A 13,028-nucleotide genomic window follows, 5' to 3' on the forward strand; every position below is an offset into this window, starting at 1 on the left:
ATTAATCATGAACCTGATAGAGGAATTACGCTGGAGAGGAATGGTGCAGGATATAATGCCGGGCACAGAGGAGCAATTATTAAAAGAAATGACTACTGCTTACGTGGGCTTTGACCCGACAGCAGACTCCCTTCATATAGGCAGCCTGGTACCTATCCTGCTGCTGGTACACCTGCAAAGGGCCGGTCATAAGCCACTGGCGCTGGTGGGTGGTGCTACAGGTATGGTGGGTGATCCTTCTTTTAAGGCAGAAGAGCGGAAAATGCTGGATCTGGATACCCTGGCGCACAACCAGAAAGGTATTAAGGCACAACTGGAGAAGTTCCTTGATTTCGACCCGGCTAAACCTAATGCCGCCGAAATGGTCAATAACTTTGACTGGTTTAAGGACATTTCCTTCCTGGATTTCATCCGTGATGTAGGTAAACATATTACTGTTAACTACATGATGTCCAAAGATTCTGTAAAAAGAAGACTGGAAGGAGACAGCGGGATGTCCTTTACAGAATTCACCTATCAGCTGATCCAGGGATACGACTTTTTCCATTTATACACTGCGAAGAACTGTAAACTGCAAATGGGCGGTTCTGACCAGTGGGGTAATATAGTGACCGGTACTGAACTGGTACGCCGTAAGGCGGGTGGTGAGGCGTTTGCGTTCACCTGTCCGCTGCTGAAGAAAGCGGATGGCAGTAAGTTTGGTAAATCTGAGAATGGTAACGTGTGGCTGGACCCAGAGAAGACATCTCCGTACCTGTTCTACCAATTCTGGTTAAAAACACAGGATGAAGATGCCAAGAACTATATCAGGATATTTACTTTCCTCAATAAGGAAGAGATTGATGAAATGATCACAGCTCATGATCAAGCCCCTCATTTACGGCAGCTCCAAAAAAGACTGGCTCAGGAACTTACCATCTTTATCCACGGCGAAAAGGAGTATGAATTTGCCGTCAAGGCAAGTGAGATGCTGTTCGGTAAAGACACTGCTGAGATATTAAAGTCACTGACCGAACAACAATTGCTGGAAGTAATGGATGGTGTACCTCAGTTCGAATTTGCAGCATCCGATATAGACGCAGGAAAGGATATTGTTTCATTTCTCGCGGAAACGGGCATTCTGCCGAGCAAAAGTGAAGCCAGAAAGATGGTACAGAACAATGGTATCAGTATCAATAAAGTAAAGGTTACCGGGATAGATGCAGTGATTGACAAGAACCAGTTACTGAATGGCAAATACATTCTTGTACAGAGAGGAAGTAAAAACTACTCCCTGGTAATAACGAAGTAAACAAAACAGTATAAGAACGAGGGCTGGCAATTCATATTTGCCAGCCTTTGTTATTTAATCTCTTTCCGTTGTGACCTGTAACGTGTTATTCTACTCTATATCCAGTTCCCCATGTTCCCCTTCCTCATACCTTTTGCCCCTGATGATCGAGGTCAGCATATTAAAGAAGATGACCATCTTACTGGAGGAATTGTCCCAGAACCATGCCTGCTTTGTGTCGACTTTGAGAAGGCATAATCTTGGATCATCAATGCCGTCAGGAAACCAGACTTCTACCGCCGGCGTCCATAACTGCTTCATTTTCTCCTTGTCAACGATGATCGAACCAATACCAAAGATGTTCAGATAGGTATTGTGTCCTGGATGAGAGTAGATGAGGTTTAACTCATTATTCTCGGAAATCTGGGTGACCTTACCAGAATACTCGTTTGAAAAGAACCAGACATTTCCTTCCTTGTCCACATCCACGGTGGCCATAGGCCTGGAAATGACATGTCCATGATCGTCTATTGTGGTGAACATGCATATCCGTACTTCGTTGATCAGGTCAGTGACCTTCCGGATAGCATCTTCTCTTTTGAGGATCGCTCCCATTTCTAAATGCATTTGCTATCCAACAGTAAAATTCATGCCACAACTTAAAAAAAAGCAGGGTATTGTAAATACAACACCCTGCTTTTCAATGATTTTCTATTTTTTCTACTTCAAGCCGTACTTATGTTTATAACGTTCGTACAGTTGTTTGTGTTTATTGTCGAGGTTGATCTCCCTGCCCTGAATGAAGGCCTGGGTTACAATGCTGCTGCGCATATCAAGAAGATCGCCTGTGCTGATAACGATGTTAGCATCCTTACCTGTCTCCAGTGATCCGGTCGTTTTATCGATTCCCAGGATCTTTGCGGCGTTCAATGTAACGGCCGTCAGCGCCTCTTCCTTTGACAAACCATAAGCACTAGCCGTACCTGCTTCAAACGGCAGGTTACGTTGTTGCCAGAAGCCTTCATTGCTCAAGCAGAACAATACACCTGCCTGCTGTAACTGAGCCGCCGTTTTATATGGCTGGTCCACATCATCATCTGCCGTAACAGGCAGGCTATGCGGCTGGCCAAGTACCACAGCAATATTATTCTGTTTCAGGACATCTGCTATGATCCAGGAATCTGCACCACCAGCAATTACCACGTCAATGCCGAACTCTTTTGCAAAGTCGACTGCCACCAGCATTTCCTTTACAAGGTTACAGTGAATGAACAGCTTCTGTTCTTTTGTGAACAGCTTCCGAACTGCTTCAAATTTCAGGTTTACCGCGCTGTGTTTATCTTCCTGGTAATACGCTTTTGCTTCACTCAGGAAGGCGCGCACCTTACCGGTCTTTTCAGCAAACTCCTCTGCCCTGTCTTTAGTGATAGGGAAACGTCCGGGCAGTGAAGGCGGTGGCAACAGGCTTGGCATATAGAAATGTATAGCCCCATCTTTCTTATAGGCAGCATCTTCCCAGTTCCACGCATCCAGTTGTACTACTGAAGAAGAACCAGGTATCATTCCGCCTTCCGGAGTTACCTGTGCTAACAGGATACCATTAGATCGAAGGGTATTGATCACTTTAGAGTCGGTATTGTAAGCTACCAGCGAACGAACTGACGGATTGATCTCCCCTACTTCGCTGAAGTCGTTGGTTGACCTTACAGCTTCCACTTCTGTCAAACCCAGGGAAGTAAGCGGTGCGATAACGCCCGGATATACATGTTTACCTTTCAGGTCTACGACTATTCCATCGGCAGATGGAGCAGGAAGATTATTGCCTACGGCAGTGATCTTTCCGTTCGTGAAAACCAGTGAACCGGTTTGGAAGACCTGTCCGTTACCGGCATGAATAACACCATTGATCAGGTAAACGGTCTTCCCCTGCGGAGGGGCAGGATATATTGTTTCCTGGGCCATTGCTGCCGTACAGGAAAGTGCTGTGAGATATGTTAAGATGATTCGTTTCATGTTGTTTGATTGATACTGTCCGGCAATTACAATTCGCTGTTTCCATCTGTCAGGCGTTGCTGATGGCCTCCCTGCAGATCTTCACAATGGTACATTTCTTCCATAGAAGCAGCTGCTTTCTGGGTAGGCGTACCTTTTTTCTTCTCTCCCAGCATTTTCTGCACCAGGCGGTTACGTTCTTTGCTGATACGTTGGCGGAGCTCAAAGTCTTTCTCCCTGTCAAAATAAACGATACCGTCTACAAGGGTCTTGTCAGCCTTCGCATAAATGCTCAACGGATTATCACTCCAAAGTACGAGGTCGGCGTCTTTACCAGCTTTAATACTACCTACCTGTGCATCCACGTGCAGTAATTTAGCCGGATTGAGGGTGACAAGCTTCAGTGCTTCCTCTTCTGTCATATCACCGTACTTAATGTTCTTTGCAGCTTCATGGTTCAGCCTGCGGGCCATTTCAGCATCATCAGAGTTGATGGCAACATTCACACCTACACGTTGCATGATGGTAGCATTATAAGGGATAGCATCCTGCACTTCCATTTTATACGCCCACCAGTCAGCGAAGGTACCAGCGCCGGCACCATGCTGTTTCATTTTATCGGCCACTTTATATCCTTCCAGGATGTGGGTGAATGTATTCACACGGAAATGAAAAGTATCAGCCACATGCAGCAGCATATTGATCTCACTCTGTACATAAGAGTGACAGGTAATAAAGCGTTTGTTGTTCAGGATCTCTACCAGCGCATCCAGTTCAAGATCGCGGCGTTTGCCTGCACCTGCTTTTTCATAGTCACGGGCACGGGTAAATGCATCTGCCAGTACCTGTTCAACGCCCATACGTGTTTGCGGGAAACGTTCGCGCTGGCGATCACCCCAATTGGATTGCTTCACGTTCTCACCCAATGCGAATTTGATAAAAGGATCAGATCCGGCAAATTTCAGTTCTTCCGCATCAGCGCCCCAGCGTAATTTTATCAGCTGGCTTTGTCCGCCGATAGTGTTGGCAGAGCCATGCAACAGATGAGAAGCGGTCACGCCTCCGCTCAGTTGTCTGTAGATATTCACATCATCCGGATTCACGACATCAGCTATACGCACTTCTGATGTTACAGATTGTGAGCCTTCATTCACACCTTTGGATATAGCGATGTGAGAGTGCTCATCAATGATACCTGCAGTGAGGTGCTTACCCGTACCATCGATCACGCGGGCATTACCGGCAGGTAGGTTCTTACCTATCTGTGCGATCTTGCCACTACGTACCAGCACGTCTGTATTTTCAAGTTTGCCTTCTTTCTCGTTTGTCCAGACAGTAGCATTCTTTATCAGCACATCCTGCTGTTTAGGCAATGCTTCCCATCCGTAACCGTTGAAAGGGAAATAAAGATTGCCTATCTGTGGAGCAGTCTTAGTTTTGGTAGTATCCGGCTTAGAAGCGGCAGCAGTGAATGCAGCACTCCATTTCACCCATTTACCACTTGTATCAAGCCCTGTACCCGTCCATTCTGCAGCTCCTGCTACACCGCTCAGCCTCAGTTGCTCGCCACCTTTCCTTAATGGGAAAGCAAGTTTAACCAGCTGACCATTTATAGTAACGGTACCCGCCAGTGTATCCTGCTGGATCAGCGACAAAGCAGGTGTTGCAGCAGATCCTTTTAACAGGATAGTATATTTAGTGTTGCCTGGATTGATAGTGAGTGTATATGTGCCACGCACGTCTTTCCAACCTTCGTCTTTAACAACATATTTTTTCCCCTGTACCCAGTTCTGGAACAGAATTGTGTTCTCATTAAAGATAGTGCCTGATGTTACCAGGAAGTTAGCCAGTTTACCAGGCTCCAGTGAACCTACCTGGTCATCAGCTTTGATAATACGTGCAGGCGCCAGTGTCAATGCGTCTAATGCCTTTTGTTCGCTGAGACCATATTCAATAGATTTTCTCACAGCTGCGAGCAACTGTTTTACATCTTTTAATCCGGATGCGGTGAAGCAGAAAGGAATATTCGCCTTTTCAAAAGCAGCAGCTTCTGTAGGCGCCAGTTCCCAATGTTTCATATCACTCAGCGCAACAAAACGTGCATCGTTCGGGTCCTCTACATCTATAGGTTGCGGGAAGTTCAGCGGCAGGATGAATGACGCTTTGGTAGCGATCATTTCAGGAATACGCTGGTATTCATTACCACCAGCCCTGATAATGTATTGCACGCCAAATTCATCGCCTATTTTATCTGCACGTAAAGCATCCCATTTATCCTGTGCTTCAAATATCTGCGGTAAGTTGCTATTCTCATTCCACGCCTGCAGTGTAAGGTTAGTACCTTCTTTTGCAGGATGCGACTGATACCACTGGGCATCGAGATATGTTTGCCGTAATAAAGCGATGCTACCCATTAAAGAACTTGGATAGTTCTGGGTAGAGCTGCCTTTATCAAATGAAAAGTGCGCACTTGCCTTCTCTTTCACCAGCACTTTATTGTCACGATCGTCTGCCAGTGTCACCAGTACACCGGTACCACGGGCAATGCCATCCTGCTGATGAGAAAGCACGGTACCAAAACCAACATTACGCAGAGATGCAGCACTTGTACCATCTACCGTGAAAACTGTTGCAGCATTCACTTCACTCTTAATAGCCTGGTTCCATCCATATGCGCCTTTGGTAGCAGATAAGAACTGTGGGTCCGACCTGTAACTACCGGCGGCTTTCTTTACGGCAGGCGTTCCATAATCGCTATACAAGTCTACGAAGGAAGGGTAAATATATTTACCTCCACAATCGATCACTACAGCATCTTTAGGTACGGGACCGTTGCCTACACTCACGATACGGCCATTGCGGATCACGAGGGTGGCATTGTTCAATACAGTACTTCCATTTTTTACAATAGTGGCTTTAACAAAGGCGTAACAGCCTTCTCTGTTATCTGCTACACCATTCACAGGAAAGGTCTCCTGTGCCCGGGCATAACTACCTGCAAGCAGGCCGCCCAATAAAAGACACAGATGGGAAAGCCGCTTACGCGACGAAAAAAGTTTACTCATTGGCTTTGTTTGACAATTTAGATTTTGGGTTCATAGTGTGTTCACAATCAGCAATGTCTATCCAGGAGATAATCCCAGCTGATCCTTAAAAGTAACAAATGATTAATGTGACGCCTGCATATTTATCTAGATTTTTGATGATTGGTATTAATATTGCAGCAATTTCCTATATTTAACAGGAGATAATTTCCTTTTTATGAAAACATTTATGATCCGTATCAGTGGGCTGTTGGTGTGTCTGTTATTGGCTATCAGTAGCACCAGTATGGCACAGAGGGGAGATACGGCAACAGCAAAAAAAGTGCGCTTTACGCCGGAACAACGCGCTGATAAAATGAGTGATAAACTTGACCGGCGGTTGAACCTTACCAAACAGCAGGACAAAGATATTCATACGATCAATACTGATATAACCCGTCGTATGGAAGAACTCAAACATAACACGTCCCTTTCTAAAAAGGACAAAATGCAGCAGATGAAAGCATTGAACGAAGAACGTAACCAACGCTTTAAATCTGTGCTGACGCCAGACCAGTATAAAAAGTGGAACGACTGGGAAATGAAAAAGAAAGAACAGATGGAAGCCAGGATGGATAAAAAGCAACAAAAACGTAATGCCCGCTGATAAGCTGCAACCAATACCACTATAACCAGTAGTACCACATACCAGGTCAACACGGCCCTATGCTGTCAGTCAGTCGCAGGAAGCATATTTCACAACGGTTATAACAAGTGCCAGGAATTATACAACTCTCTTGTACCAGGATCTGTTATTCAGGTTTAACCCTTACCTCAGTTATAATTAAATTTCTAAGAGATGATCTTCACAATAAACTCACCATTGGTGATTGGGCTTATTGTTGTATTGATTTAAATTTACTGCACGACAAAAAATCCAGATGAGCATACGCGAAGACGCTATTTCAATATTTAAGGCAGCTGTAGCAGCAGTACAACCATCATCGCTGATGCAACAACATGTGCATTTGCGAGAGGGGAAACTGACGGTATGTGACAAAACATTCGTATTACCTGCGGAAAGACCTGTATGGGTATTTGGCGCCGGCAAAGCTGCCGCTGCTATGGCACAGGCACTTGAATCAATACTGTCTGATGTGGATCTTCAGGGCATTGTCATTACCAAATATGAACACGCATTGCCCTTACAGCACATACAGGTCGTAGAAGCAGGTCATCCTCTGCCAGATGAAAATAGCGTAAAGGCTACCACGCAGATGGTTTCACTATTAAAAACCGTGCAGCCAGGTGATATTGTTCTCTTCCTTCTTTCAGGAGGCGCTTCTGCCCTGCTGGCAGATTATCCGGAAGAGGCCAGTCTGACGCAAGTGCAACAGGTATTTGAACTGTTGTTGAAAAGCGGTGCGGATATCCATGAGATGAATGTGGTACGTAAACATCTGTCGGCAGTCAAGGGAGGACAGCTGGCATTGCTGGCAAATACTACATCATGGTGTAGTCTGATACTGAGTGATGTGGTTGGGGATGATCTTTCTATTATAGGGTCCGGTCCGACGGTAGCAGATCCCTCCACGTTTGCAGATGCGGTGGCCATACTTGATAAATATAATCTGACGGGGAAATTACCTCCAGGCATACATGAACATTTGCAACAGGGGCTTGCGGGAACGCTTACGGAAACGCCCAAACCAGGCAATCTGCAATTGGAGGCCGTACACAATTTCCTTATCGGCAGTAATGCCATAGCATTAAAAGCAGCAAAGGAGCACGCCACCAATCTTGGCTATGAAACACAAATACTGACATCAACAGCCACAGGAGAAGCGACAGCCCTGGCGGCGGAACTCGTGGCGGCGGCCAAAGACTGGAAAGGCAGCAAGCCGGCGTGCCTGTTAATGGGCGGAGAAAGTACCGTCACAGTTACCGGTAAAGGTCTGGGAGGGCGTAATCAGCATCTTGCGCTGGCGGCAGGCATATTGTTAAACACCCGGCCAGATATTACTATCTTAAGTGCAGGCACAGATGGTACCGACGGACCTACGGATGCAGCAGGCGCTATTGCAGACCATGCGCTGATGATCAGCGCTACAGCAATGGGACTGGATGCAGCGCATTATCTCAGGCAGCATGACGCTTATCATTTCTTTGAAAATACAGGAGGTTTGATTAAAACCGGACCTACACAGACCAACGTTATGGATATTATGCTGGCAATGATTTCATGAAGCGTTGGTTCATCTTCACAGATTTTCTTAGGTTTGCAAAACTTTTACAAGAACAGCGTCATTATAAACCATTGGAGTACACGTAATTCCGGTATGAAAAAAGAGTCGTAACATGACGGTGGCCTTGTGATACAGAAGAATCATTATTACTAAATCATTAATTATTTTCCGGAAGTCCTATTTTTGGGACTTAAACCTTGATATGCGTATGCTAAGAATGGAACAGACATGGCGTTGGTTCGGACCGAATGATCCGGTTAGCCTGGCCGATATTAAACAAGCCGGAGCAACCGGTATTGTAACGGCGTTACATCATGTTCCGAACGGAGAGATCTGGACTGTAGAGGAAATAGTGAAAAGGAAAGAAATGATCGAAGCTGCCGGTCTTACCTGGTCAGTAGTAGAGAGTGTACCTGTTCATGAAGATATCAAGACCCAAAGCGGACGATTCAAAGAATATATACAGCATTATCAACAGTCGCTTCGCAATCTGGCACAGTGCGGTATTTACGTTGTGACCTACAACTTTATGCCGGTGCTGGACTGGACAAGGACCGATCTTGCTTATACCGTTAATGACGGTTCAAAAGCATTACGCTTTGAAAAAGCAGCCTTCCTCGCCTTCGACCTGTTCATGTTACAGCGTCCGGGTGCCGAAAATGATTATGATCCGGCAGAAATATCCATGGCGAAAGAACACTTTGACAGTATGACCGATGCTGAAAAAGTATTACTGCAAAGGAATATTATTGCCGGCCTGCCAGGTTCTGAAGAAAGTTTTTCCCTGCAGCAATTCCAGGCCGCCCTGGATAAATATAAAGGCATTGACGCCACTCAACTTAAATTGCACCTGTTCTACTTCCTGCAACAAATAGCCCCTGTAGCAGAGGAAGTAGGCGTAAAACTGGCTATCCATCCGGATGATCCTCCATTCCCTATCCTGGGCTTACCACGGATCGTGAGTACCGAACAAGATGCCAGGGAACTGCTGGCGGCAGCACCTTACGCGGCTAACGGCCTTTGTTTCTGCACCGGCTCTTATGGTGTACGTGCAGACAATGACCTGCCCGGAATGGTAGAACGCCTGGGTGAACATATTCACTTTATACATCTCAGAAGCACACAACGGGACAGCATTGGCAACTTCCACGAGGCCAATCACCTGGAGGGAGATGTGGACATGTACGCAGTGGTAAGGGCCTTACTTGCCATTATGCATAAGCGGAGCGTGTCCATCCCTATGCGCCCGGACCATGGTCACCAGATGCTGGACGACCTTCACAAAAAAACCAACCCCGGCTACAGTGCTATCGGACGCCTGCGTGGACTAGCGGAACTCCGGGGACTGGAACTCGGCATTGCACGCTCTCTTTTCAACAAATGAAAGTCCACACCTGCTGCACACTGGCAGCTCTATAAGGTTGGGATAAGAAATGAGAGGGTAAGCAGCTGGCTACAGGAACGCTGACGATATTTATTTAAATAGCTCCAAAAAACATTAATATGAACAGTTCACTGGATGAGCGATTAGAGCAGCATCTGGCGCAACGGCAACATAGTCTTATCAGGTTGTTAGGCTTGTTGAAGAAGGATATGGACTGTAGAATAATAGCGAAACTACAGCACAGGGGATATAACAACTTCAAACTGGGAGACCTTGTGCTGATCGTAAACATCGAACCGCAAGGCACTATCAACAATGAACTGGCTAAAAAAGCCCGTATCACCAAACAGGCCATGAGCAAAGTGGTGAAAAACCTGGAGGCCGAAGGATATATCTGGACCTGCAAACATGCGAGCGACAACCGGGCGTCGCTGATCTGCCTGACTGACGAGGGTAAAAAGCTGGTTATTTGTGCGTCAGAAAGTTTCCAGGAAATACAGCAGGAGTACACCAGTATTATCGGCGAGCAGGAAGCAGAGGCCCTTAAACAAGTACTGAAAACGCTCGTCTCCAGCCTCTACGCGGGGATATGCTGAATTACCAGTATTATTTTATCTCTTTATAATATGGATTGAACTGCTGTTTTGGATAGCGGTCTGCTCATTTTTGATATAAAATATGCAGGCTGTATCCCTATACAAATAGTAAACTTATTTAATAGACCAAAAAACAAAACATAGCTGTCAGCTTTTATATGTCCTTCGCAGATTCCGGCACAAGCATTGTATTATTATTTTTGTCTATTGACCAGTGATTTAATACTTTTAATATTAGTTAGCAGACGTAGCAACTTATGGTTTCCAGCCGGATAATAAATAATGACGATGAATATATTGATGGTTTGCTAGACAGCTCCCCTGCCATTGTAGACGCCATTTATAAGCGTTTTGCCCGTAAGGTGAAACATATGGTGACAGGCTGGGGCGGCAACATGAAGGAAGCAGCCAATGTATTCGAAGATGTATTGATGGCGATATACGATTATGCCCATCTTCACAAAATAACCCTGACCAATCACTTCGAGCCTTTTTTCCTGTATGCCTGTCAACTGAAATGGAAGCAGGATCTCATGCAAAAGGCCCCTAACAAGGCTATGTCCTTCCACCCGGTAGCGCCCGCACCCGGCCTTGACGAGCAGCATATTAAACATATTGAAGCCGCTTTAGCAGCTCCGCACGTCAAACAAGGTACGGACAACACCAGGGAAGAACTGGAAGAAATGATCGCCGACCAGCGGGAACGCTGGTTCCACACAAAAGACGGCCCTAACACCAAAGTGAGCATCTACGTGGTCATAACGGCAATAATAGGTGCTGGCCTGGCAGGACTGTTATTTGTCAGCCCCTGGCATAAAGACGTCTACCGCCAGTTCTCAGGAACGGAGATGGTACATGCCAATCATCAGTCAGCTGAACAGGATACTGCATTACTTATGCATCAGGCAGCAGCAGCCTTCAATCACGGACATTTTAATAAAGCGATCAGTTTACTTGATCAGGTAATAGTTAGGGACTCCTTACATTCAACGGCCCGTTACTACAGGGGAGTTAGCCTGATAGACGAGGGTAAGCTGGCAGCAGCTCGTAGTGATCTTCAGAAGGTGTTTAACAGCCAGTCAACGTTCCGCTATGATGCAGCTTTCTATATGGCACTGAGTTATATCCGCGAAAGAGATAAACAACAATGCCTGGAATGGTTACTTAAAATTCCGGAAAACGCACCGATTTACTGGAAAGTAGCCAGGCTGAAAGAGGAATTGGCCGGTTAGATCAATTCAGGTGGATCATATGTTTGCTGAAGTGAATGATACTTTCAACTTCACCTTTGATCAGTTCATAGATCTTAACCTTGTCCTTTTTGATCATAATGAGTTGTTGTAGAACGAGGTAGTAGGTTTCTCCTCCGTGGCCGCTCATCTGAGCTTTTAGGATCTCTTTTTTGACTTCTTCAAAACCAACAGCTCCCAGCTTTTGGTAGATTACATTTAGTTCTTCAATCCATTTCATAGGTTATGTGTTTTTGCATAGGCATATAAATTTATTCATAATATAATTAATAAACAAGGGGTTGGAGATATTTTTTTTATTGTGCTCCCATACAATTTATCCATTTCCCGATCGTCTATATTCTGGAAACATTCTTCCCGATTCTGGAAATAATTAGATCATGTCAGCGCCTGTTCCTTTTATTACATCCTATCAGCTGAAAAATATTTTTCAGCCGGAGGTCCCTTTTATTGTAGAAGAACTACCCTATAGTTCAGGAGATGATAAGCGGATGATGCAGGTACACCGGCATGAGTTCTATGCACTTGGGCTTTGCCTGACCGGTAGCAGCACACATATGCTGGACTTTGAACAGGTCACCATCAGTGCAGGAGAAATGCTGCTGATCATTCCCGGCCAGGTCCACCAGGCGATCGATATTGAAGGCTATGGCGGCAATGGCTACCTGCTCGCATTCAACGCCGATTTCCTGCTGCCTATGCAGATAGAACTGCCCAATTATGTAAAAGGGGCTATCCGTTTGCCGGCTTCTGATCTGCAACAGGCGCAATTCATATTCGGTCAGCTACTGCGTGAGTATATAGAGCGTCCACCACAATATGTGGCTATGTTACAACATTATCTCGCGTTACTCATCATGCTGTTTCAACGTCATGCAGTCAACCATGCGCAATCGGGACCGTCGTTGTTAGTGCGTTACCGAGAGTTGCTGGCCGCACATTTTGTTGAATGGACAAAACCAGCTCAATATGCAAGCGCCATGCACGTTTCCGCAGATCATCTGAACCAGGTAGTAAAACAGCATACCGGGCAAACCCTTTCTGCACATATCAACGAAAGGCGTATACTGGAGGCCAAACGCCTGCTGTTACATGCTACGGAAAGCATAAAAGAAATTGCCTGGCATTTACAGTTCAACGAAGTCTCTTATTTTAACCGCTTCTTCAAACAGCACACAGGCCAGACGCCTGCCGCCTTCAGAGAGAAGGCCCGGGAAAAGTACCCTTCTAACCCGGAATAGTGTAAATACCCGGCCTCCGGCCTCTT

Annotated in this window: 11 protein-coding genes; 7 read left to right on the forward strand and 4 right to left on the reverse strand. The window is 45.8% G+C overall.

The features are described 5' to 3' along the window. The first annotated feature begins 7 nt into the window (after positions 1–7). On the forward strand, positions 8–1,291 hold the full coding sequence (gene tyrS, locus C7475_RS31320) for a tyrosine--tRNA ligase (protein WP_110057381.1): 1,284 nt from the start codon (positions 8–10) through the stop codon (positions 1,289–1,291). Positions 1,292–1,381: 90 nt separating this feature from the next. Here tyrS and C7475_RS31325 read toward each other — a convergent pair whose 3' ends face one another. From C7475_RS31325 to C7475_RS31335, 3 genes are all read right to left on the reverse strand, one after another. After that, positions 1,382–1,885, reverse strand: a complete 504-nt coding sequence (locus tag C7475_RS31325; protein WP_110057382.1) for a pyridoxamine 5'-phosphate oxidase family protein — start codon at positions 1,883–1,885, stop codon at positions 1,382–1,384. A gap of 105 nt (positions 1,886–1,990) precedes the next feature. Continuing rightward, positions 1,991–3,283, reverse strand: a complete 1,293-nt coding sequence (locus tag C7475_RS31330; RefSeq protein ID WP_110057383.1) for an amidohydrolase family protein — start codon at positions 3,281–3,283, stop codon at positions 1,991–1,993. A 26-nt stretch (positions 3,284–3,309) separates the two neighbouring features. After that, on the reverse strand, positions 3,310–6,327 hold the full coding sequence (locus tag C7475_RS31335) for an amidohydrolase family protein (RefSeq protein WP_110057384.1): 3,018 nt from the start codon (positions 6,325–6,327) through the stop codon (positions 3,310–3,312). Between the two features lie 196 nt (positions 6,328–6,523). Between C7475_RS31335 and C7475_RS31340 the strand changes: the two genes are divergently transcribed. The 5 genes from C7475_RS31340 (at position 6,524) to C7475_RS31360 (ending at position 11,743) form a co-directional block, all read left to right on the forward strand. Further along, entirely contained in the window at positions 6,524–6,952 is a 429-nt protein-coding gene (locus C7475_RS31340) for a hypothetical protein (protein ID WP_110057385.1), read from the forward strand. Positions 6,953–7,226: 274 nt separating this feature from the next. Next, positions 7,227–8,531, forward strand: a complete 1,305-nt coding sequence (locus C7475_RS31345; RefSeq protein WP_110057386.1) for a glycerate kinase — start codon at positions 7,227–7,229, stop codon at positions 8,529–8,531. 208 nt (positions 8,532–8,739) lie between these two features. Then, positions 8,740–9,915, forward strand: a complete 1,176-nt coding sequence (gene uxuA / locus C7475_RS31350) for a mannonate dehydratase (protein WP_110057419.1) — start codon at positions 8,740–8,742, stop codon at positions 9,913–9,915. Between the two features lie 119 nt (positions 9,916–10,034). Beyond that, on the forward strand, positions 10,035–10,511 hold the full coding sequence (locus C7475_RS31355) for a MarR family winged helix-turn-helix transcriptional regulator (RefSeq protein ID WP_110057387.1): 477 nt from the start codon (positions 10,035–10,037) through the stop codon (positions 10,509–10,511). Positions 10,512–10,816: 305 nt separating this feature from the next. Then, entirely contained in the window at positions 10,817–11,743 is a 927-nt protein-coding gene (locus C7475_RS31360) for a tol-pal system YbgF family protein (protein WP_146217719.1), read from the forward strand. A 1-nt stretch (position 11,744) separates the two neighbouring features. Here C7475_RS31360 and C7475_RS31365 read toward each other — a convergent pair whose 3' ends face one another. Beyond that, positions 11,745–11,981, reverse strand: a complete 237-nt coding sequence (locus C7475_RS31365) for a hypothetical protein (protein WP_110057389.1) — start codon at positions 11,979–11,981, stop codon at positions 11,745–11,747. 160 nt (positions 11,982–12,141) lie between these two features. Between C7475_RS31365 and C7475_RS31370 the strand changes: the two genes are divergently transcribed. Then, on the forward strand, positions 12,142–13,002 hold the full coding sequence (locus C7475_RS31370; protein ID WP_110057390.1) for an AraC family transcriptional regulator: 861 nt from the start codon (positions 12,142–12,144) through the stop codon (positions 13,000–13,002). Positions 13,003–13,028 lie beyond the last annotated feature (26 nt).

Origin of the sequence: Chitinophaga sp. S165, assembly GCF_003182155.1 — a bacterium.
GTDB lineage: Bacteria > Bacteroidota > Bacteroidia > Chitinophagales > Chitinophagaceae > Chitinophaga.

What these genes read in the sequence shown, in the direction of transcription:
- tyrS (WP_110057381.1), top strand. Translation starts at nt 8, where the DNA reads ATGAACCTGATAGAGGAATTACGCTGGAGAGGAATGGTGCAGGATATA.
- C7475_RS31325 (WP_110057382.1), bottom strand. Translation starts at nt 1,885, where the DNA reads ATGGGAGCGATCCTCAAAAGAGAAGATGCTATCCGGAAGGTCACTGAC.
- C7475_RS31330 (WP_110057383.1), bottom strand. Translation starts at nt 3,283, where the DNA reads ATGAAACGAATCATCTTAACATATCTCACAGCACTTTCCTGTACGGCA.
- C7475_RS31335 (WP_110057384.1), bottom strand. Translation starts at nt 6,327, where the DNA reads ATGAGTAAACTTTTTTCGTCGCGTAAGCGGCTTTCCCATCTGTGTCTT.
- C7475_RS31340 (WP_110057385.1), top strand. Translation starts at nt 6,524, where the DNA reads ATGAAAACATTTATGATCCGTATCAGTGGGCTGTTGGTGTGTCTGTTA.
- C7475_RS31345 (WP_110057386.1), top strand. Translation starts at nt 7,227, where the DNA reads ATGAGCATACGCGAAGACGCTATTTCAATATTTAAGGCAGCTGTAGCA.
- uxuA (WP_110057419.1), top strand. Translation starts at nt 8,740, where the DNA reads ATGCTAAGAATGGAACAGACATGGCGTTGGTTCGGACCGAATGATCCG.
- C7475_RS31355 (WP_110057387.1), top strand. Translation starts at nt 10,035, where the DNA reads ATGAACAGTTCACTGGATGAGCGATTAGAGCAGCATCTGGCGCAACGG.
- C7475_RS31365 (WP_110057389.1), bottom strand. Translation starts at nt 11,981, where the DNA reads ATGAAATGGATTGAAGAACTAAATGTAATCTACCAAAAGCTGGGAGCT.
- C7475_RS31370 (WP_110057390.1), top strand. Translation starts at nt 12,142, where the DNA reads ATGTCAGCGCCTGTTCCTTTTATTACATCCTATCAGCTGAAAAATATT.